At 53.4% G+C, this 21,843-nt stretch carries 20 protein-coding genes; 6 read left to right on the forward strand and 14 right to left on the reverse strand.

Annotated elements, in window-relative coordinates:
• Nucleotides 1-43: 43 nt before the first annotated feature.
• Nucleotides 44-583: an NTPase gene (locus AB1598_13530; protein ID MEW6146026.1), complete on the forward strand. Its 540-nt coding sequence runs from the start codon at nucleotides 44-46 to the stop codon at nucleotides 581-583.
• Nucleotides 584-1,192: 609 nt separating this feature from the next.
• Here the strand turns inward: AB1598_13530 and AB1598_13535 are convergent.
• On the reverse strand, nucleotides 1,193-1,822 hold the full coding sequence (locus AB1598_13535; GenBank protein MEW6146027.1) for a hypothetical protein: 630 nt from the start codon (nucleotides 1,820-1,822) through the stop codon (nucleotides 1,193-1,195).
• Between the two features lie 151 nt (nucleotides 1,823-1,973).
• On the opposite strand from AB1598_13535, the gene AB1598_13540 reads away from it, so the two are divergent.
• Entirely contained in the window at nucleotides 1,974-3,311 is a 1,338-nt protein-coding gene (locus tag AB1598_13540) for a glycerate kinase (GenBank protein MEW6146028.1), read from the forward strand.
• Between the two features lie 127 nt (nucleotides 3,312-3,438).
• Nucleotides 3,439-4,641, forward strand: coding sequence for a diadenylate cyclase (locus AB1598_13545; GenBank protein ID MEW6146029.1), 1,203 nt, complete (start codon nucleotides 3,439-3,441; stop codon nucleotides 4,639-4,641).
• Between the two features lie 97 nt (nucleotides 4,642-4,738).
• On the opposite strand, the gene AB1598_13550 is transcribed toward AB1598_13545, so the two are convergent.
• The 4 genes from AB1598_13550 to AB1598_13565 all read right to left on the reverse strand — a co-directional run bounded on the left by AB1598_13550 (nucleotide 4,739) and on the right by AB1598_13565 (nucleotide 7,821).
• A complete protein-coding gene (locus tag AB1598_13550; protein MEW6146030.1) occupies nucleotides 4,739-5,092 on the reverse strand; it encodes a hypothetical protein in 354 nt (117 codons plus the stop codon).
• A gap of 101 nt (nucleotides 5,093-5,193) precedes the next feature.
• The gene (locus AB1598_13555; protein ID MEW6146031.1) at nucleotides 5,194-5,565 is read right to left on the reverse strand and encodes a DUF2237 domain-containing protein; all 372 of its coding nucleotides are present in this window, start codon (nucleotides 5,563-5,565) and stop codon (nucleotides 5,194-5,196) included.
• Between the two features lie 176 nt (nucleotides 5,566-5,741).
• The gene (locus AB1598_13560) at nucleotides 5,742-6,317 is read right to left on the reverse strand and encodes a hypothetical protein (GenBank protein MEW6146032.1); all 576 of its coding nucleotides are present in this window, start codon (nucleotides 6,315-6,317) and stop codon (nucleotides 5,742-5,744) included.
• A gap of 52 nt (nucleotides 6,318-6,369) precedes the next feature.
• The gene (locus tag AB1598_13565) at nucleotides 6,370-7,821 is read right to left on the reverse strand and encodes a response regulator (protein ID MEW6146033.1); all 1,452 of its coding nucleotides are present in this window, start codon (nucleotides 7,819-7,821) and stop codon (nucleotides 6,370-6,372) included.
• Between the two features lie 508 nt (nucleotides 7,822-8,329).
• On the opposite strand from AB1598_13565, the gene AB1598_13570 reads away from it, so the two are divergent.
• Both AB1598_13570 and glnA read left to right on the forward strand, forming a co-directional pair.
• Nucleotides 8,330-8,668 (forward strand): P-II family nitrogen regulator, encoded by a 339-nt coding sequence (locus AB1598_13570; protein ID MEW6146034.1) that lies wholly within the window; start codon nucleotides 8,330-8,332, stop codon nucleotides 8,666-8,668.
• 92 nt (nucleotides 8,669-8,760) lie between these two features.
• A complete protein-coding gene (glnA, locus tag AB1598_13575; protein MEW6146035.1) occupies nucleotides 8,761-10,182 on the forward strand; it encodes a type I glutamate--ammonia ligase in 1,422 nt (473 codons plus the stop codon).
• A gap of 607 nt (nucleotides 10,183-10,789) precedes the next feature.
• Here the strand turns inward: glnA and nuoL are convergent.
• From nuoL to AB1598_13605, 6 genes are all read right to left on the reverse strand, one after another.
• A complete protein-coding gene (gene nuoL / locus AB1598_13580) occupies nucleotides 10,790-12,766 on the reverse strand; it encodes an NADH-quinone oxidoreductase subunit L (protein ID MEW6146036.1) in 1,977 nt (658 codons plus the stop codon).
• A gap of 6 nt (nucleotides 12,767-12,772) precedes the next feature.
• Entirely contained in the window at nucleotides 12,773-13,078 is a 306-nt protein-coding gene (nuoK, locus tag AB1598_13585) for an NADH-quinone oxidoreductase subunit NuoK (GenBank protein MEW6146037.1), read from the reverse strand.
• Between the two features lies 1 nt (nucleotide 13,079).
• The gene (locus tag AB1598_13590) at nucleotides 13,080-13,589 is read right to left on the reverse strand and encodes an NADH-quinone oxidoreductase subunit J (protein MEW6146038.1); all 510 of its coding nucleotides are present in this window, start codon (nucleotides 13,587-13,589) and stop codon (nucleotides 13,080-13,082) included.
• Nucleotides 13,590-14,083: 494 nt separating this feature from the next.
• Nucleotides 14,084-14,740: an endonuclease III gene (nth, locus tag AB1598_13595; GenBank protein MEW6146039.1), complete on the reverse strand. Its 657-nt coding sequence runs from the start codon at nucleotides 14,738-14,740 to the stop codon at nucleotides 14,084-14,086.
• A 159-nt stretch (nucleotides 14,741-14,899) separates the two neighbouring features.
• A complete protein-coding gene (locus tag AB1598_13600) occupies nucleotides 14,900-16,135 on the reverse strand; it encodes a sigma-70 family RNA polymerase sigma factor (GenBank protein MEW6146040.1) in 1,236 nt (411 codons plus the stop codon).
• A 334-nt stretch (nucleotides 16,136-16,469) separates the two neighbouring features.
• On the reverse strand, nucleotides 16,470-17,231 hold the full coding sequence (locus AB1598_13605; GenBank protein ID MEW6146041.1) for a hypothetical protein: 762 nt from the start codon (nucleotides 17,229-17,231) through the stop codon (nucleotides 16,470-16,472).
• Nucleotides 17,232-17,435: 204 nt separating this feature from the next.
• Here AB1598_13605 and AB1598_13610 point away from each other — a divergent pair, with 204 nt between their 5' ends.
• On the forward strand, nucleotides 17,436-18,152 hold the full coding sequence (locus tag AB1598_13610) for a MerR family transcriptional regulator (protein ID MEW6146042.1): 717 nt from the start codon (nucleotides 17,436-17,438) through the stop codon (nucleotides 18,150-18,152).
• Nucleotides 18,153-18,162: 10 nt separating this feature from the next.
• On the opposite strand, the gene AB1598_13615 is transcribed toward AB1598_13610, so the two are convergent.
• The 3 genes from AB1598_13615 to argC form a co-directional block, all read right to left on the reverse strand.
• Complete coding sequence (locus tag AB1598_13615; GenBank protein MEW6146043.1) at nucleotides 18,163-18,417, reverse strand: acyl carrier protein; 255 nt, start codon at nucleotides 18,415-18,417, stop codon at nucleotides 18,163-18,165.
• A gap of 21 nt (nucleotides 18,418-18,438) precedes the next feature.
• Complete coding sequence (locus AB1598_13620; protein ID MEW6146044.1) at nucleotides 18,439-19,920, reverse strand: class I adenylate-forming enzyme family protein; 1,482 nt, start codon at nucleotides 19,918-19,920, stop codon at nucleotides 18,439-18,441.
• A gap of 595 nt (nucleotides 19,921-20,515) precedes the next feature.
• A complete protein-coding gene (gene argC, locus AB1598_13625; GenBank protein MEW6146045.1) occupies nucleotides 20,516-21,553 on the reverse strand; it encodes an N-acetyl-gamma-glutamyl-phosphate reductase in 1,038 nt (345 codons plus the stop codon).
• Nucleotides 21,554-21,843 lie beyond the last annotated feature (290 nt).

Consider the following 21,843-nt stretch of genomic DNA (forward strand, 5'->3'; position numbering starts at 1 on the left):
GCCGAGCTCACCGCGCACCGTCTGATAAAATCAACTAAAAAACATGGACAGGGCAAGAAAGAACATCCTGATAACGGGCCTCCCCGGAATCGGGAAGACCACACTCATAAAGCAGCTCGTATACGAGCTCGCGAGATACCGCCCGGCAGGGTTCTACACCGAGGAGATACGCCACAAAGGGGAGAGGAAGGGGTTTCAGCTCGTCGGCCTAGACGGGAGAAAATCCATACTAGCCCACGTGTTCATCGACAGCCCGTACCAGATCGGGAAATACAAGGTCGACGTCACGGCTTTTGATTCGTTCCTCGATTCCCTCAAGCTAACGGAGCCGGAAGAGGGCATCATAGTAATCGACGAGATAGGGAAAATGGAATGTCTTTCCCCGAAATTCGTGCGCATGATACAGGAGCTGCTGGACTCGAAAAATATCATCATCGCGACCATAGCCCATACCGACGGGGGCATCAAGGGCAAGATCAAGGAACGGGACGACGTAAGGCTCTTTAAAATGAACCTCGAAAACAGGGACAGGATAAGATACGAGATAATAGAAGCGGTCGAGGGTCTTGCAGATGTCAAGTAATTCGAGGACAAAAATAGTCCCATCGCAATATATAAAAGCAATATATAAAAAGCGATATATTGTTCTTCTTTTCCTTGATGACTCGTCTAAGCGACTTCGCTCAGGACAGGCTCCTGCTCAGGCGTTTGATTGTAAGCCCAACCCATTCATACTTCGATAAACTCAGTACGAACGGGTTGGGTTTCGTTGCCGGTTTAAGCGGAAGAGATATGGAAGGATCGTATGCTAGCGGGGACCGTCCTTCGACAGGCTTCCGGCTTCATTAAAACTACGCCGGACATGCAGGACGAACGGGTAGGGACTCACTTGCGAGTCGGACAGAGGAAGTTGGAAAGAATCGTTTATGAGCGCAGATTCTGCGCCTCAGGGCGAACGGGTGGGGTTGAGCAGAGTCGGTGAATGGACTTTATGCCCGCGGGTGCTCACCCGCTGTCGGATTCTGTGAATGTCGGGAAATACAAACCCACCTTCATTACATGCTATCCAGAAATATTCCGGCCGCGAATTATTTAAACATCTACAGACCGCCGGAATGTGCCGTCTTCAGACCGAAAACCGATGAATCTATTTTGCGGGAAAAACGGGCTGGTAAAGTTTGTTCAGCCGGCCTCATCGAGGGCAGGAAGAAAGGCAGTCGTACTCGGCTGTTTTACATCCCTCCATGCACTCGCCGCGCTTTCCGCCTTCACCCGAGAACATGGAGCAGTTCCCCTCACATTCCCCGAGCCCGGACGTGCAAGTCGCGGTGCAGGGGTTATTCTCGTAGACCCGGGGGTCTAACGTCGGAGCGGGAGCCGGATTCGCGCACAGGTTGTTGCATTTATCGAGCTCATCACCGCAGTCCCTTTCGCAAGCGGCCCTCTCCACGCTCGCGGCGCCTCCCCCTACGTGTTTCGTGCACGACTCGATGCAGTCCCTCGACCTGTACTCGCACGCGACAGCGCAGGTCTTGTCGCTGTAAGGCCCGGGTTTGGGCGTGGGACGCGGCGTAGGGTGGAGACAACTCTCGTCGCATGCGATCTCCTCATCCGCGCAGGCTTCCAGACACTCCCTCTTTTTCCCGCTCTCGACCCCTCCGCCTACGATCTGGGTACAGGAGAGCTCGCAATTCTTCCGGGAGTCATCACAGCTTTCGGGGCAAGGAACTTCGGGGGCATCGTCCGCAGCGAGGGCTAAGTGCATGAAAATAACCAGCAAGAGGAAGTGCAGTATCCCGAACGCCTGAAGGGTTCTTATCATCGTTTTATTCTTAAAATTATCCTTTCCTAGAATCTACCCGTAATTTCAATGATTATAAAACGAGAGAGATCACTAGCGAGGAGCCTTGGGCCGAGAGAGCCTCACCCCGGTTTGTTGTTACATTACAATGCTCTCGTTATAATGTGAGACCATGGACCGGGAGAGGCTCAGGGCTGATGCGATTTCCATTTTCAAGGCCGGACTCGGGGCGGTCGAGCCCGGTAACGCGGTAAGAAAACATCTTGGGGTAAAGGAAGGCGTCTTTGAAATAAACGGCAGGAAATACACGCTGCCGGACTTCGAGAACATATACGTGATAGGTATGGGGAAAGCCGCGGCCCCGATGGCACGCGCCGTCGAGGACATACTCGGGGACCGTATCACGGCAGGGATAATAAACGTAAAGTACGGCCACACGGCCGCGCTGAAGAAGGTCAGGATAAACGAGGCGTCCCACCCCGTGCCCGACGAGGCGGGTCTGAGGGGCGCAATGGAGATCGTGAGCCTCCTCGGAAAAACTGGTGAACGCGACCTCGTGATATTCCTGATTTCGGGAGGAGGCTCGGCGCTTCTGCCGCTGCCCGCGGAAGGTATTACGCTCGGGGACAAGCAGGTTCTCACAAAGAGACTGCTCGAATGCGGTGCGACGATACACGAGATGAACGCGATAAGAAAACACGTTTCCCGGGTCAAAGGCGGGAGGCTCGCGAGACTCGCCTATCCCTCGGCGCTCATCTCCCTCATCCTCTCGGACGTCATAGGGGACGACCTCGACTCTATCGCCTCGGGCCCTACGGTGCCGGACACGAGCACGTTCGCCGACTGCCGGAATATCATCGCGAAGTACGGGCTCGAACGGAAGCTGCCTCCGGCGATTGTCACATACATAGAAAGCGGTATGAACGGCGGGGCCGAGGAGACGCCCAAGCCCGGAGACTCCGCATTCAGCCGCACGCAGAACGTCGTGGTCGGGAGCAATATAGCGGCAGCCATGGCGGCAAAGGAGAGGGCGGCTGAGCTCGGATACAATTCCCTCATCCTCTCAACGTTTATAGAGGGCGAAACCGGGGCCGCCGCGAAGCTCCACGCGGCGGTAGCGAGGGAGATAATATCGTCAGGGAACCCCGCGGCACCGCCCGCCTGCGTAATATCGGGCGGGGAAACGACAGTCACTCTCGAAGGAAAAGGTACCGGAGGGAGGAACCAGGAATTCGCGCTCGCGTCGGCAATCGACATAGACGGGCTGGAAAACGTGCTCGTGCTGAGCGCCGGGACGGACGGCACGGACGGCCCCACCGACGCGGCCGGGGCGTTCGCCGACGGAGCTACCATGGAAAGGGCACGCAAGCTCGGACTCGACGCGCGCAGGCACCTCGTCGAAAACGACTCCTACAATTTTTTCAAGCCCCTCGGCGATCTCCTGATAACCGGGCCGACGAACACGAACGTCATGGACCTTAGGGTGCTTTTAGTCTCGAAAATCCAATGAATTCTGGCAAGTGTATGATAATATATCGCAACACATAGCATTCGAGCGGGGCCGTCCCCTGCAAAAAACTGTCAGACCGAAGACTCTTCTGATATACTTACAAAACTAAACGAAAGGGCAAGTTTAATTGAATCCCATCCAGTTCGTGACGGACATAATAAAAGAAATAGGCGTCCCCGGCCTTTTCGATATCGCCTTTATGTCGCTCCTCATCTACGCGCTGCTTGTTTTATTCAACAAGACGAAGGCGCGTTTCGTGCTCACAGGGGTGATAATAATAAGCATCGTCTATCTCCTGGCGCGTCAGTTCAACCTCGTGCTGACGACCTCGGTGCTACAGACGTTCTTCGCGGTAATATTCATCGCCCTCATAATCATTTTCCAGGAGGAGATAAGGCAGTTCCTCGAGCAGATCGCCCTCTGGAGCCTGAACCCGCAGCTCGCCCTCGAAAGATCCCGCGGCTCGTCCCGCGAGGAGATCGAGGTGCTCGTAAACACGATCACCGACCTCGCCAAGGACAGGATCGGGGCGCTCATCGTGCTTCCGGGGAAAACAACAATAGAGAGGTCGGTCGAAGGCGGGAAGACGCTTAACGGGAAGCTGAGCGAGCCTCTCCTCAAGAGCCTCCTCGACCCGCACTCCATAGGACACGACGGGGCGATAATCATAGATAACGGGAACGTGGTTAAATTCTCCTGCCACCTTCCGCTGTCGAAGAACTTCGCAATGCTTCTCAACAGGGGCACGCGGCACGCGGCCGCCCTGGGGCTCTCGGAGCTGAGCGACGCGCTCTGCCTGGTGGTGTCGGAGGAAAAGGGGACCATCTCCGTCGCGAGGAACGGGGAGCTGAGGGAGATAGGGAGCGAGCAGCTCAACCTGATCCTCGAAAAATTCTACAGCGAGGTGAAGCCTATAAAGAAAAGAAAGCACTGGTTCACTTTCTTTACGAAGAACTACAGGGAAAAAGCGATTGCCGTGCTGATGGCGGTCGCACTGTGGTTCGTGTTCGTGCACGAATCAAAGCTCGTCTACAGGACCTACAACGTCCCGGTCAAATATACGACGCTGCCGTCGGACCTGAAGGTCGACGACATCAAGCCCGAGACCGTAAAAGTCACATTCCTAGGGCCGAGGAGGGCGTTTTACTTCTTCAACGAGAAGGAGGTCGAGCTCTTCCTCAAGATACCTGAGGCGAGGAAAGGGATAAAGACCGTGAATATATCTGAATCGAGCTTGAAATTCCCCAAGGACATCTCCCTCGAAAATATAGAGCCGAGGAGGGTGCTCGTAAGGATAGACAACGTTGCGCCGAAAGAGGAGAAGAAATAAGGGCGGGTTTTTCGGCGGGCCCGGTCTCGATCGGATACCGCAACAGTTTCATAAGCAGCAAGCGGCTCGTAACAGGGCTGTGCGGAGCGGGTACCGGTTATCTCCCGAGAGCGCTCAGGAACTTGACTTGCTCCTCGAGCGCCTCCCTGGTTACGGTAAATATATCGAAGGATTTGCTCAGCGTGACCATACGGATATTTTCGGCGATGAGCCTCCCGCTCCCTTCGACCCAGTAGACCGAGACTATCATCTCCATGCCGTTCGGGTGCCTGACCATGATAGAGGAGTATCTCTTGAGACCCGTGATCAGAGGGCTGTCCGGCACAGCCTCCACGACGACACCGCCCGCCCCGCCGTATTGCTCAATCAAACGTGCGAATACCGGCTCGACTATGTCGTCGAACACGACCGCCGCTCTCTCGCCGAGAAGCCAATCGGACCGCCCGCTCAAATCAATCTCCTTTGATCATATCGCTCTCTACAGGCTTCAGTTTAAAAGACTAATCCGATAAAGCGAAATGAGGCTTACTGCGCACGTTCAGGCGGGCAAGCTCATGCCAGGTCGATCGCATGTTGTTTCAGGTCTTCGAGAGAAACGACCTCAAGCACCGACTCGTGCGTAGATGCGAGCAGGACGGGAGGGGCGAACCCGCTGTCGAACGCTTCCTTCCACCTGAGCGCGCATATACACCACCTGTCGCCGGGCTTGAGCCCCGGGAATTCGAATTCCGGATTGGGCGTGGAAAGGTCGTTACCGCGCGACCTGGAAAATTCGAGAAACTCCTCCGTGACCTCCGCGCATACTACGTGCATGCCCAGGTCCTGAGGCCCGGTCCTGCAGCAGCCGTCACGGTAGAAACCCGTCACAGGGGATGACGAGCATGTCTCGAGCTCCTCTCCGAATACGTTCTTTTCTTTTCGCATGCAAGACTCCTCCGAATGAGAACCGCCGGATGTGTTCTTTTCCGGATAGGGATAATATAACAAGGTTCGGTGCGATTTGGAATCATGCAGACGCAATCTATGCGGAAAACACGTTACCCGACGGACAGAACGGGCACGGTAGAGCGGGGCAAGCGATATGTGGGGGCGTGTAAGCTCTACCTGTAGACGACGCTCTTCACCAGCTCTTTGAGCTCGCTTATGTATATCTCGAGCGTTTCCTTCCATTCCCTCGCGAGATAGGGCGTACTGAAAAAACCGGCGATGTAATTCAAATAGGACTCCAGAACCCGGGCCATGCCGAGGGATATCTGCTGGAAAGCCTGATTCTTGCCGTTAGCGTCGCCCGTCCAGCCGGCGTAGAGATTAATCGCCGTCTGTGCGGATAGACGGTTATGCTCCGCATGAAGGAGCTTCAGGTGCGAGAAGCTTCCCGATGCGTCGAGGAGGGCGTCTAAGAGGAAACCTTCCCGGAGGGCCCCGCCGAGCGACTCTTCGGCGAAGCCTGCCGTCTTGTTCACGGTATCCGATAATATTTTAAGGGACTGGACGGGCTCCTTGTCCTTTATATCCCTTAAATCCTCCATGAGAAGCGCAAGCTCGGAAATCAGGAAGAGAAGCCCCGTTTCCAGCCTGGCTTCGTCCTCCGTTACCTGCCCTGGAACGGACTCGAAAGCCTGACCGTAATCACCGCTCTCTCCTTCCCTGTCGACTACGAAAAATTTTCGCACCATGTTAACTTATCCCGGCACCGCTCACGTATTCTCCGAAATATGACAAATTCCCTCATCCGGCATACTTCTCAACTGCCCCGACGAGGTCGGCCGACCCGAAGGGCTTCGTAATAAGGTCGCTCGCCCCCGCCATCTTTATCTTCATCTTATCCAGGACCCCGGCTTTCCCCGAGAGCATCACGACCGGCACTTCCTTCGTTAGGCCGTGACTCTTGATCACCTTGCAGAGCTGGTAACCGTCCATGTGGGGAAGCCTGATATCGACGAATACCAGGTCGGGGATAGCTTCGTTGAGCCTGGCCAGGGCCTGCATACCGTCACTTGCCGAAACCACCTTATACCCGGCACGTTCAAGGCTTATCCTCATGATCTTCCTGACCGTCGGACTGACGTCTACTATAAGGACCGAGCCCCTGTTTTCCTTCATCCTGTTATCATGCCCATCAGGCTCGGCACCGTTCATTGAGTGCGCTGCCTGGGAGGGTTCTTCATGCGAAGGAGAATAACCGTCCCCGCTCGAACGCCGGTCTGATTCACCGGACGGTTCGAATGCTCTGTCCGGAACCCGTTCGGAACCGACCGGCTCCCGGGCGCTTTCCCCGGTGCTTTCATTTGACTGAGCGTCCGGGTGCGGATCGGGATTCTCCATATCAACGCCGTCAAGCACATTATCCGTGAGTAATCCGGGGCCGTTGTTGCTGCCGTTATCTTCCGCAAACGGACCTGCTTCAAGCGGCGGGCTTTCAAGCCCTCCTGAGCCCGACTGAGCGGCGTTCACGTCGGTATCCTCTTCGCTCCCGCTGTTCTCTTCTTCAAACATAAGTCTTTCACCGGCAGGAGAGAATGGTAAATCAGTATCCCCGCCCTTCTCAACCGTGAAGTCGAAAACAAAATCCGGTCCGGGCTTGTTATCTTGTCCGGTATTATCATCGATTGCATTCTGTGCCGGTACTTCCGTAAAATCCGTTCCGGAACCGAGACCGGGGTTCGAAAGCATTCCTTCCGCATCCGACACATCGTCGACATCTTCATCCGAATCTGGCCCGTCCGCATCGTTCTGTCCATAATATTCGGCTAATTTATTTCTGATCGATCTTTCGGAGGCGACGACGGGCTTGATGTTCTTGCCCGTGATAAACCCAAGGTCGTCTAACATTAAAATATTCGAGGGGTCGGAGACTGCTATCGTCAGATCAGCGCCATCGACGCTTATGGGAACGAGAAATTTCTCGAGCGCCGTCTCACGGGGAATGAGCCCGATCACGCTCCGGTCGGTTTCGCAGCCGTCGATATCCATGGACGGGACCCCGTACTCCTTGCTCAGGAATTCGACAAGCTGCTGCTCCTTAACGTAGCCGAGGGCGGCAAGGGACTCGCCCAGATCGCAGCCGCTCTCTTTACCCGATTCGACAGCTTCCCTTATCTGCTCGAGGCTGACCAAACCTTCCCTGACCAGCAATTTTGCCAGATTAGTTCTCACAACGGAGAGATGAGCAATTATCATGCCACTGCGCAAAAAGGGAGCGATGTTTTATAACATACTGTAATTATTGCATTATACCACCCACAAACCCGCTCTATATACCTAACAAAAGCTGACAAAAAACGTCAATAATATGAAATCAATGCGCAGTTGACACCCGTACGGTGCGCCTGGTACGGGAAGTGAAACCTTCTCCTTTTCTAAGGGGGAGGGGAAATATGCATCCTTCGGCAGGCTCACGTCTACGCTGAAGCTTAGCCGGGCAGGCAGGATGAACGTCGCAGCCGGAACCCTCTCCAGCGTGCAGGAAGATTCAGTATGGACTCCTGTTGCAATGGACGGCAGACACAATTTATCGGTGGAGTTTCATAAACACTCGGGGAATGTTTAATTTTTAGAATGCTTTGCTTAAGTTTTAGGCACTTTTAATTTGGGACTTCTCTTATAAGCCCCTTTTATCATTGATTGAAAAGCTTTTAGATAAGTGGTATGTTGTTTGCAATCATTGGATGGGAAGGAGGAATATCCCATGAAAAAAGTAGAAGCCATCATTAAGCCTTTCAAGCTGGACGATGTAAAAGAGTCCCTCAAGGAAATAGGTGTCCAGGGCCTGACAGTTACCGAAGTAAAGGGCTTCGGCAGACAGAAAGGACACACCGAACTCTACAGAGGGGCCGAATACGTCATAGATTTCCTGCCCAAAATCAAGCTCGAGATTATCGTATCCGATGACATGGTGACCAAGGTCATAGATGCTATAATGGACAGCGCAAAAACAGGTAAAATCGGCGACGGGAAGATATTTATTTTACCGATGGAAGAAGTCATCAGAATTAGAACCGGAGAGAGGGGCGAAGACGCCTTATAATTCACTGAAACTTAAAAATATAGAACCATAGGAGGAGCAGTAAGAACATGCCCACAGCAATAAAGTCCAAGAGCAAAGGAGGATCGGAGGAGATGCTTCCCAAGAAGCCCTCTGATGTGTTGAAGATAATTAAGGATCACAGCATAGAGGTCATAGACCTGCGTTTTCTCGATTTCGTTGGTATGTGGCAGCATTTCAGCGTACCAGCGCACGTGTTCGAGCTCGGCACGTTTGAAGAAGGTCTCGGATTCGACGGATCGAGCATAAGAGGATGGCAGTCGATCCACGCAAGCGACATGCTTGTAATCCCGGACCCCGAAACGGCCAGAATCGATCCGTTCATGACACACCCTACACTGGCGATAATATGCGACATAGTGGACCCGATCACGCGCGAGCCCTATTCCCGCGACCCCCGCAACATAGCGAAAAAGGCCGCGGCCTATCTGAAGAGCACCGGCATCGGAGACACGGCGTTTTTCGGACCGGAGCTCGAGTTCTTCATCTTCGACGACGTAAGATACGACCAGACCTCGAACACAGGCTATTATTTCGTGGACTCGATCGAAGGCATATGGAACTCCGGCAGGGACGAGAACCCGAACCTCGGCTATAAACCGAGACACAAGGAAGGGTATTTCCCGACGCCGCCCTCGGACACGTTCCAGGACATGCGCTCGGAAATGGTCAGGGAGCTCGAGAAGCTCGGAATCGAGATAGAAGCTCACCATCACGAAGTCGCCACGGCCGGACAGTGTGAAATCGACATGAGGTTCTCTCCGATCGTGCAGATGGGCGACCAGATGATGTGGTATAAGTACGTACTCAGAAACGTAGCGAAGAAGTACGGAAGGACGGTCACGTTCATGCCGAAGCCCCTTTTCGAAGACAACGGCTCGGGCATGCACGTCCACCAGTCCATATGGAAGAAGGACAAGCCGCTCTTCGCAGGTAACGGCTACGCCGGAATGAGCGACCTCGCGATGAACTACATTGGCGGCATCCTTAAGCACGCAAGAGCATTATGCGCCTTCACGAACCCGACAACGAACTCGTACAGGAGGCTCGTCCCGGGATTCGAGGCCCCGGTAAACCTGGCATATTCAGCAAGGAACAGGAGCGCCGCAATAAGGATCCCGATGTACTCGCCGAGCCCCAAGGCCAAGAGGCTCGAGTGCAGGTTCCCGGACCCCTCATGCAACGGCTATCTCGCGTTCTCAGCGATGCTGATGGCGGGACTCGACGGCATTGAGAAGAAGCTCAGCCCCGGCGAGCCGCTCGATAAGGACATATACGCGCTCGGCCCTGAGGAATTGGCGGGCATACCGAACGTTCCCGGATCGCTCGAAGACGCGCTCAAGGCGCTCGAAGCCGACCACGAGTTCCTCATGAAGGGAGACGTATTCACCGAAGACGTTATCGAGACCTGGATCGAGTACAAGACCGACAAGGAAGTAAACCCTGTGAAGCTGAGACCCGTCCCGTACGAGTTCAAGCTTTACTTCGACGTGTAAACAAACCGCCCTTACGGCGCAGTGAAGACTTGAAGGCGGCGGCCCTCGTCGGGCCCGCCGCCTTTTTTTATGCCCCTCCATTGACGAATTCTCGCGTTGTTTCTGTCAGTGCAGAGTATCGTACGCCTGCGAGACCTTGGACTTATCTCAGGACAGGCGTACATTCGGCTTCGCACAGCTACGCCGGACGAGCAGTGCGAGCGGGTTTGGTTAGATGGATGAATGAAAGGAAATAAGGAATCGCGGCTGAAAGCCGCTCCTACATTTTATTAGAAGATGAGATTGCTACGGCTCAATCCGGTTTGGCGTTGTGACGCTGTGAAAAGTCGGACCCTCGCAAAAAAAGAAGCTATATTATCCTTCTTTTCCTTGATGAAAAGAAGCAAAAATCAACCGACAGAACATAATTTGCTAAAAAAATCCTGCGTTTAATCTAAAATCTTTCAATAGAAAGCTGAAAGATTTTTTTACGCTTAAACACGCGATTTTCTTAACGCAAATTCTGTAATGTCGGGGAATATAGACCCACTACATTTCGTGCGATCACGGAAACAGCTCCGACCGGCAACTTATTACTAAGTTTCGCCGGAGAGAAATCGTGCCCGTTTCAAAAGCTCTGCCAGATGATTATGAACACGAGGATCGCGAAAGCCCCTATGGCCATGAGCGTCGCGTAGCTGCGGAGCACCCCGCTCTGAGCGGCCTGAAGGGTGAGAGCCATGTCTTTCAGAATATCCGCGACCCCGTTCACGGCCCCGTCTATGAACCTCAGATCGAATTTCGCGGCCTGCTCGGAAAGGTACCTGAAAGGCTCGACGAATACATAGTTATACAGCTCGTCCACGTACCACTTGTGGAGGGATCCCTCGTACAGAGGCTCTATAGATTTACTGGAAGCGATCTTTTCGGGAAGGGACGGCTTGAAATAGTAAAGATAGCAAGCAGCAACTATGCCGACTGCGGCGGCCGATATAGTAAGCACTATCAGCGCCGTATGACTGAGCAGATGATGCCCGGCCGAGATAAAGTTATCCATTGTAATCGATGAGGAAACGAACTTGTCGAAGAGGTTCGATTCGTGTATACCGACGAGCTCTCCCATGAATTCGGGGACGCCCATATATCCGCCCACTATCGAAAGGAACGCCAGCACCATGAGCGGGACAGTCATGGTCGGGGGCGACTCGTGTATATGGTCCCTGACCTCGTCGGAGACCCTGGATTTCCCTTCGAACGTGAGGAGGTAGAGCCTGCCCATATAGACTGCAGTAAGAATCGCGGTAACGAGGCCGATCAGCCAGTGTATCGAATAGCCCCGGTCGTACACAGTGCCGAGTATGGCGTCCTTGCTGAAAAAGCCAGCGAAGAAGGGAATGCCCGCTATCGCCAGCGTGCCTATGAGGAACGTTATAGCAGTCAGCGGGATGAATTTCCTGAGCCCGCCCATGTGTCTTATATCCTGCTCGCCCGAGAGCGCATGTATGACGCTCCCAGACCCCAGGAAGAGGAGGGCCTTGAAGAATGCGTGGGTAACGAGATGAAAGAGACCGGCCGTATACGCGCCGACGCCTATGCCCATGAACATGTAGCCGAGCTGGCTGATCGTGGAATAGGCGAGCACCTTTTTTATGTCGTTCTGAGTTACGGCGATCGTTGCCGCGAGGAATGAGGTCAATGCAGCAACGGTGACCACGACCATCTGTGCCGTGGGCGACTGGGAATAGATTACGCTGCACCTGGCTATCATGTAGGCGCCTGCGGTGACCATGGTGGCCGCATGTATGAGAGCGCTCACCGGCGTGGGGCCCGCCATGGCATCGGGCAGCCATACATATAACGGTATCTGCGCGGATTTGCCGACCGCACCCACGAAGAGGAGGAGGGCGATGACAGTGATAACGGCTGAGGGGACTGCGCTCATGAAAGCAGGGTCTGACGCCTTTCCGAACACGTCCTGGTAGTTGACGGAGCCGAATACGAAGAATATGAGGAAGATTCCCAAAATAAACCCGAAGTCCCCTATCCTGTTCACGATAAAGGCTTTTCTGCCGGCATCGGCGTTATCCGGGTTCTCGTACCAGAAACCTATGAGGAGGTATGATGCGAGGCCAACCCCTTCCCAGCCTACGAACATGAGGGGGAAGCTGTCGCCGAGGACGAGGGTGAGCATAAAAAAGATGAAAATATTAAGGTAAGTGAAATACTTCGAATAAGCCTTGTCGTGGTGCATGTATCCGACCGAATAGAGGTGTATCAGGAACCCGACCCACGTGACTATGAGAGCCATTACGCAGGAGAGCGTATCGAAGAGGAGCTCGAAGCTCACGGTAAAACCGCCCGAGGGTATCCATACGAAGAGGTTCTGTATTATCTCCCGGCGTGTCGGCTCTAAAGACAGGAGCTTGAAAAAGAGCGCGGATGAAATGAGGGCGGATACGAGAACGACGCCGCACCCGACAACACTCACAATCGTTTTTTCAGTGTGCTCGTCCCTGCCGAGGTATTTCTTCCAGAAACCCGAAGCAAAGAAGAGGCCGTTTACGGCCGCGCCCAATAGAGGGATGAGAATAATCCAGACTATCATCAGATTCTAACCTTTCAGTATCTTCAAAATATCGACGTCGAGTGTCTCCCTGTGCGCATAAACGGCGACGACCAGGGCGAGCCCGACCGCAACTTCGGCCGCAGCGACGGTTATGGACATTATCATGAACACCTGTCCCGTCATGTCGTTATGAGCACGTGAGAACGCGACGAAAGCGAGGTTCGCGGAATTGAGCATCAGCTCGAGCGACATAAGGACAACGATGAGGTTCCTCCTCGCAATCACGCCATAAGCCCCGATGACGAACAAAATCGCGCTCAAGACGAAATAATGCTCGAGAGAAACGCCCATATCAGCTCTCCCTCCTCTTCGCTATGGCGACTACGCCGATTATCGCGGCCACTATCAGAACGGATGTAAGCTCGAAGGGCAGGAGATAATCGGTGAACAGGAGCCTGCCGACGCCTTCGACAGTGCCGAACCCCTCCGTGGGCGCGGCAGGCGCGCCCGACTGGGAAAAGGCTCTATTGAACCCCATGCTGGCGAAATATCCCGTGAACAGAATCACTACGAGGAAGACGCTTACCTTAAAAGCCATATTCCGGGCGTCGAAACTGAGCGCTTCCGGCCTCAGGTTCAGAAACATGACGGTAAAGAGGAACAGAACCATTATAGCGCCCGCATAAACGAGTATCTGTATGGCCGCCACGAAATGGGCCAGGAGGAGGACGAAGAGCACGGCTGTGGAAAAGAGCGTCAACACGAGCGACACGGCGCTCGAGACCGGGTTTTTGTGCGTTATTACGAGAAGGGCCCCTGCAACCGAGAGGGCCGCGAACACATAGAATACTACCGTTTCCAAACCGTAAAAACCTCCCGGATATGAAGACAAACAAGCTGTTTAAGAGGTGAATGAATTATATTTGAGATAGCGGGATAGTCAAACCTGTCGGTTGAGGGAATGACAGAAATGCACTCCTCACCCTTACTCTGAAACAAGTTCAGGGCAACTCCTCTCTCACGGTCAAAGAAAACCAAAATCCACCCTAACCCTCCTTTACGAAAGGAGGGAATTAAAAGAAAAAGCAAACGATAGATTTCCCCCGGTTTGTTTTCTGCAGCTGAGAAGTGGTGTGGAAGTGGCAAATTCGTAATTAACCGAGGGCGTCCTGCTTCTCGCTCGCTCGAAGCAGTGGTCGAAATGACATGCAGTGTTGGTGCCCGGACGGTCGCGGCTGGAAGCCGCTCCTACAGACATGATGCAAGATACAGGATGCAGGATTAAAGACAGGATGCAGGATTAAAGAAATGGATTCCCTATAAAGACATTCGGGAATGACAAGATAATTGAGGTTATCAGCGGCTTTTTCCGACCCCTATCTTGTCGCAGTACGCCTCCACTGGACAGATGCTGCATTTGGGTGATAAAGGACGGCAGATATACTGGCCGAACGCCACGAGCAGGCTGTTGTAGTCTATCCAGTACCTCCTGGGGAGTTTTTTCCTGAGCGCCATTTCGGTCTCATACGGGTTCCTGGTTTCTATGTACCCGAGCCTGTTCGAGATCCTGTGGACGTGTGTGTCGACGCATATCCCGTGCTTTCCGTATCCGAGCGTGAGGACGAGGTTAGCCGTCTTTCTGCCGACGCCTTTAAGCCGCAGCAGCTCTTCGAGGTCGTCGGGCACGCGCGAGCCGTGCCTGTCTATGAGCTCGCGGCATATCCCGCATATGTTCTTCGCTTTCGTCCTGTAAAAGCCGACCGGATATATAGCTTCCGCAATCTCTTTCTCGCCGAGCGCGAGCATGTCCCGCGGGTTGTCGGCCAGGGCGAAGAGCCTCCTCGAGGCCTCGGCCGTGGTCTCGTCCTTCGTCCTCAGACTCAGCACCGTGGAGATGAGGACCCTGAAGGGGTCGCGCGAGGTCTCGGCCTCAAGCGTTACCGCGGGGACGCTCCACTTGGGAAACTCTTTTTTCAATACGCGTATGATTTCGGATATATGACCGGTTTTCATTCAAGTGCGAATAAATCGATGATACACATGTTAGGACGGGTAATCCAGACCGGAGGGAAATAAAAAAGGGTGCAGCGCCATATAACTGGATGCACCCCAATCGGCCTCTCTTCGATTCGAACGGGCAGGCCGCCGTAAAGCCCGCCCGCTACCTTGTTGTCAGTTATATACTTCCATCAAGCTCCTCAAGACAGGAGCGGATTTCGACCTCCTTATCCTGTCGAGGGCTTTTTTTTCTATCTGCCTTATCCTCTCTCTCGTTAGGCGGAACTTCCTGCCTATCTCGTCGAGCGTATACGGGCAGTCGTAGCCTATGCCGAACCTCATCTTCACGACTTCCCTCTCCCTCATCGAAAGCATGAGCAGGGCGTCGTTTATGTTATCGGGGATGGATATCTCGGCGATCACGCTGTCGACCTCGAGAGAGCTCGAATCTTCCATAAAGTCCATGTACGTCACTTTCTCTCCGTTCCACACGGGAGTGTCGAGTCTCACTACCTTGTTCACGCTCGACTCCAGTATTCTTTTCACGTTCTCGACGCTCATCTGCGCCTTCTCCGCTATTTCCTCGGCGTATGGCTCCCTCTCGTAATCCTTGGTCAGGAGCCTCCTCACGTGCCTTACCTTGCCCGCCTTTTCCAGGAGATAAGCAGGCATCTTTACGGTCCGGGTCTGGTTGAATATTCCCCTCGTCATGGCCTGGTTGATCCACCAGCAGGCGTAAGTGGAGAACCTGTAGCCCTTGGTGTGGTCGAACCGCTCGACCGCCTTGATCAACCCGAGGTTCCCCTCCTGAATGAGATCGAGAAACGGGACGCCCCTTCCGACGTACCTCTTCGCCATGCTGGCAACGAGCCTGAGATTGGCCTTGATGAACCTGTTTCGGAGCTGAAACCCTTTCGTCACATAGGCTTCGTAGAGCTTCGTGTAAAGCAGCAGCTCCCTTTCGGCGGTCAAGCGCTTTCTCCCGTTTGAAGATACAGCTCCGGCGTTCGTCTCAATGAAGCTCCTGACCCAGGAATTGAGCGCGACGATATCTTCACCGAGCCTCTTCCCGATAATCCTTTCGATCTTTTTTCTAAGCGTCTTCGCCCTCTCCTCGCAGCATTTTATCTTAGCGGCTACGTGCGCCTCCTCGTGAGGCGCCAGGAGAGCCTCAGTGCTCACCTCTTTGAAATACGCGTTTACGAGCCTTAAATCCTGACTTATTTCCTCTTCCCCAACCGTTTTTTCGGTAATATTCTGCTCGGTTTCCTCAGTAATCTGCGATTCTTCATCGAAGAATATATCGACGTCTTCCAATTCGTCCTGGTCGAAGCTCTCCACTATGGAGGATTCCGCGTGGCTGACTGCGAAATCGTCGAATACGTCTGCAAATTCAGGCTTCTTTAACATTTTTAGCCTCCTTCAGTTTAAGATGCTCACGGCTGGTTTGTGGATGCATCTATGTTCAATCGATCTTGTATCTATAAACCATTACGAACAGCAATTGGTTTCAGATTCAATTCAAGAGCGATAACATGAACAAATCATTGAAGAAAACCCCGTTAAACGGAACGTTCAGGCAGGAATTCCCGGATATTGTTATTTCCGGACGGTGTCCGCTCATAATTACTTATACGAAAGGGGGTCGATAACCATTCGGGAGACGGAATACGGTACTTTCAATATTCCGGATTATTTTTTATGAATCTCCGGGGGATTGATTCAATGTCCGGCGATGCGGCGATCACTGAAGAGTGGAATTATCGAGGCTCCCCGAGGCGTAGCTCCTTATATCCTCCCACTTTTGAATGAGAGACCTGAGTGAGCTGTCAGCCTCGGTGTAATGCCCTTCTTTCAGCAAACGGAGGAACTTCCAGGCCTCTCCGACCGAACGTTCATTCTCAAGGCTGTAGGGATTTATGACCGAGCATAGCTCGCCGTAGTTTAGAACGATGAAACCGCCGTCATCGAAACCCGAGAGCCACATCCTGAGCTCGGCCAGGCCGCGTGATAAATCTTCCGCGAGATACATGCAGCTCGAAGCGTCGAGCTCCGCGGGATGCTTATCCGCAACGCCGGAGACGATCTCTATTGCTTCGTCGAGCCTGCCGAGTGCCGTGTTGACGCGCGTATCGTAATGAAGCGCGTTGAACCCCCAGTGCGTGTAGAGGGTCTGCCTGTCTTCCTCGCTGAACAGCACGAGCCATTCGACCGGGATGAAGTTCTCGCAGAAAAACAGGTTCGCCTTCGATTTGAAGGGGGCGACGTAATATTTCCCGTCTTCGTCTTTGGTAAAGAAGCAGTGCTCGATCTCATCCTGAGACATTCCCAGGCTCTCCGACAGGGCGTTTACGAAAGACTCGTATTCGTTCCCGAACCACACACCGAAAGGCGAAGTCGGCCCTCCCCAATACTGCTCGTAGAACTGCACGTATTCGTTCCAGTAATAGCTTTTATCCGTGAGACTGCCGAGGGGCTCATACAAGACGAGCGTGCTCTTGGCCATAAGAAAGTAATAAACCAAACGACGCGCAAAATCAATCGAAGAGGGCGGCGATCAGACCGCAGGTCGGTATCTTGTTCCCAGGCGGAATCCTGAGGGACGTTTAAGGAGCGGGCACACTTACTTGCCGGGGAACCCCGCATAACTGACCGAAAGTCAATAAAAAAACGATTGACAAAGGCTTTAGATACTGCTTAATATCATGGTATGGCTGAAATTTCACTGGAAGAAATCATAAGGGAAGCGAAGAAAAGAAAAATAGACCTCGGGGCCGACCCTGAAAAGACAATCAAGGTTTGCTCGAGGCTGGGACTCATACCGAAACCAAAAAGAAAGAAAATTACGGAAGGGGGCGTGACGAAGACGCGCCTCATCTTCCCAGAAGCCACTCTCGAGAAGCTCGCTCACATCAAGGCCATGAAATCCGAAGGCCTCACACTCGAGGAGATAAGGGACAGCTTCGCGCTCGAGTACGTGCAGGGGGCGTTAAAAGACCTCTTGAACAACGCCGACGACGAGAAGGTGAAGGAGCTCGCAAACATCATCAGCAAGGAGAAGGAGCTGGAGTCGATAGTAGAGGCCCCGCTCGTCTATCTCATAGAAGGGATGTCGCCAGAAGAGGCAAAGAAGCTCCTCACGTTATTTTTCGGGGTGGGTTATTACGCACTACTCGAAGCGCAGAAGTCGCTCGAGGAATTCAAGTTCAACGACGCGAGGAGGTCGCTATTCAGGGCGATATTCTATAACTCGATCGCGGTCCTGAGGCTCGCAAGGACGACAAACGACACCAAGCTCGAGGAGACGGCATTCGAGCTCTACGAAAAGACGGTGATCGAGCCCATAGGAAGGGCGAGCGAGAGGGTCAGGAAGGAATTCATAAACTCGTTCGAGAGGTATCTGAAGGAAAAGGGCCTGACGAATTAGGATTGTAGTTTCAGAGCATTCTCTTCGCGATGTAATCGGAAATACTATCCACGGTCTCGAAAAATTCAGGCGTTATCTCGGCTTCGTCGAGCCTGACGCCGAACTCCTCTTCGAGTGCTACCAGGAACTCGAGCCTTGATACGGAATCGACCCCTACGCCGTACTCGAGGAGCGGGGCATTGTCGCCCAGACCGCCGGCGTCGATATCCCGGAGCACATTCCCCGTGAGGACTTTCTTTACCCTTGCCTTTATGTCATCCCTCATTCTGCATTATCCCTTATGCGCTCACTTCAATCTCTCTCTCAATATTTTACCAGCCGGGCTCCTCGGAAGCTCCGGGCGGAATTCGACGAGAGCCGGGAGCTTGTACCCGGCGATCCTGTCCTTGAGGAAGTCGAGCACGTCCTTAACATCCATCGGCCGCCGGGCGACTATGACAGCTTTCACCCGCTCGTTCCCGAGGTTATCCGTAATACCAAGTACCGCGGCCTCGACAACGTCCGGGTGCCGCGAGAGGAGGCTCTCCACTTCTTCCGGGTCGACCTTGAAGCCGCCGACGTTGATGAGGAATTTCTTGCGCCCCTTGATGTATATATAACCCGCTTCGTCAATGAAACCCAGATCGCCCGTGAAGTAATACCCATCCCTGAACACCCTCGCCGTTTCCTCGGGAAGCCCGTAATAGCCTGTGGTCATGGAGGGGCTTTTTACGGCTATCTCCCCCGTCATTCCCGCGGCGACTTCAAATCCGTCTTCCCCGAACACCTTCACGATTACGTTCTTCACGGGCCTGCCTACGGAACTCCGCCGCGTCTCTATCTCATCTTCGCCGCAGAGGTTGATCGATATGACCCCCGTCTCCGTCGATCCGTACAGCTGCCGCGGATAGACGGAAAACCTCTCATGGAATTTGAAAAAGGTACGTTCCTGAAGCGGTGCGCCTGCTGATATGACAAGTTTCAGCGAAGTGAAATCCCCGGGCTCGGCCAGGTGCGTCTTCGAGAGCACGTCGAGCATGACCGGGACGGCCGGGAAGACCGTAATGCGCTCCCTTTCGAGGAGATCGAGGACCCGGTTCCTGTTGAACTCCCTTGAAACGACTACAGTAGCCCCTGATTTGACGGCGCTTATAAAGTTCCCGAAGGCGTAAGTGTGAGAAATGGGGACGGCGAAGAGTATCCTGTCTTCGCAGGTCCAGCCGACTGTCTGCGTGTGGTTGTCCGCGAGGGCGGATAGATTGTAGTGTGTCCTCGCAACCCTCTTCGGTTTTCCGGTGGACCCGGTCGAGTAAAGATATACCGCCTCGTCTTCCGGCCCGGCGGCCAGGGCGTCGAAGTCCTTTCCCGCTAGCTGTCCGTGGAACTTCCAGCCAGCGCCCTCTCCTTTTATCGATACGACCTTTACGCCTTTCCCGGACGAAGCCCCGGAAGCGGTATGCTCGAGCTCGTCCGATGTAACAATCAGCCTCGCGCCCGAATGCTCGAGATAAAATGCGACCTCTTCCGTCTTGAAGGTGCTGTTTACAGGGACCGATACGGCGCCGGCGAGAGACGCTCCGAAAACAGCCGTCACGAACTCGATAGAGTTGGGGAGGAATATTGCCACCCTGTCCCCTTTTTTAATTCCGCGTGAGGAGAGAAAGGACGCGAAGCCCCGGGAGATGCGGGCGAGGTCCCCATACGTGACGCTCACGCCGTCTTCTATGACGGCAGTGCGATAGGAGAACCGTTCTTCCGCCGATAACAATATTTCAGTCAGCGTGCTCATAATCGTCGATGTCGAGTGATTCGTGGACTATAGTTGCCCACATCAGAATACATAAGAAAGCGGTATATTGCTCTTCTTTTCCTGAAACAACCCTGAAACGAGTTCAGGGCGGGCCCTCCCACTTTGAAAAAGGGTGAGGTATATAAGGAAATCGCGGCTGGAAGCCGCTCCTACGTGGAAGGTGCAAGATGCAGGATAAAGAAAAACAAAATGTAACAACAAATCCCTCCCAACCTCCCTTTACGAAAGGGAGGGGGGGGTTTAATTGGTCAGGCAAAGGCGGTTTTGAAGGGTCGTATATGAGCACACATTGTGTGCCGCCGGATTTGGCAGAAGGAAATATCGGAGTCAAGAAAGTTACAACCTAGCATACAGGAGAGAGCGACCGATTCCTCTAATTTGGCTTCAGCAACATTGGGATGATGGATAATACGTCCCGTGCACTCAACCAGGTGCGACCAATTCCTCACAAGCTCGGAATTGTTGATCGGAATCGTTTGTGAATGTCGGGAAATACAACCCCCCTTCATCACATGTTATCCAGGAGAATACCAGCCCCAAAATATTTAACACCTATAATAATGACCAATCAAGACTACGGATAGATTCCGGCAGCGCGTAATGATTCAGTTTCCTCAAAACCGAACATTAAGTTCATGTTCTGCACTGCTTGCCCCGATGCCCCCTTGACGAGATTGTCGAGAGCCGTGACCGTAATAAGCCTGTCTCCCTTCACACGGAAGCCGATCGCGCAAACGTTGGAAGACCTCACGTCCTTGACCTCGGGCAACGTCTCCCCGGCATATATCCTGATAAAGGGCTCGCCGCCGTAATATCTCTCGTAGATATCCGAGATATATCCGGGCGTGGCATCATCCCTGAGCCGTGAGTAGATCGTCGTCAGTATGCCCCTGTTGATCGAGAGAGTATGGGACATGAAGCTGATTCCGACCTTTCTCCGTGAGAGAAGCGAGAGAATATCTTCCATTTCCGGCCCCTGGGTCTCGGATGCGGACAGATTGACCCTTACGTTCTCGTTCGATTCCGGGAAATGGTGAGGAAGCGACGGGGCGCGTCCCCCGCCTGAAGCCCCCGCCTTGGCGTCGGCCACTATCGAGCCTGTGTCAACGAGGTTTTCCGATAGAAGCGGATACAACCCTAGTATGACCCCCGCGGCGAAGCATCCGGGGTTCGCCACGAGATTCGCGTTCGTGATCTTGTCCCTGAAGAGTTCCGGGATCCCGTAGACCGCTCCCTCAAGCAAATCCTTGAATTTATGAACGCCTCCATAGAGCTTCTCATAAACGGACGGTTCTCTGAACCTGAAATCCGCGCTGAAATCTATGACGCGCACGCCCGTATCGAGGAGCCTCGCCGTAAAGTGCATGGATGAGCCGTGAGGGAGGCAGGAGAAGGCCACGTCCACCTTACCCAGGTCTTTCAGTCCCGCCACACTCCTGCACTCGAGGTCCGAGAAACCCCTGAGATGGGGGAAGACCTCGTATATCTTCTTACCCGCGAACTTCTCGGACGTAAGCCATTCGAGGCTTACTCCTGGGTGGACAGAGAGGAGTCTCAGGAGCTCGGCCCCTGTATAACCCGTAGCCCCGAGTACCCCCGCCTTTATGCTCATATTTTTACGGCTCCGCTGCATCATCTTCCAATTATTTCAGACTATTATGCTGCAACCCCTCTATGCCAGTTTCCACGCAGAAGACCACGCTTGCCAACCCCAGCAAACACAGATATTGTTATCCTGAACGCAGATGCGTACGAGATTTGAAGTACTTACGACGTCTCTACTTTCTTTAGTCATTTCCTTCAATTTATTACTATACTCTTTACAGCGTTATTCTCCACCCGAAGCCGACTCTCCTTCGTTCTCCGTACTTTACTGCACATCACATAGCTATGAGCAATATC

This window comes from Thermodesulfobacteriota bacterium, assembly GCA_040754335.1.
GTDB lineage: Bacteria > Desulfobacterota_D > UBA1144 > Nemesobacterales > UBA2774 > 2-12-FULL-53-21.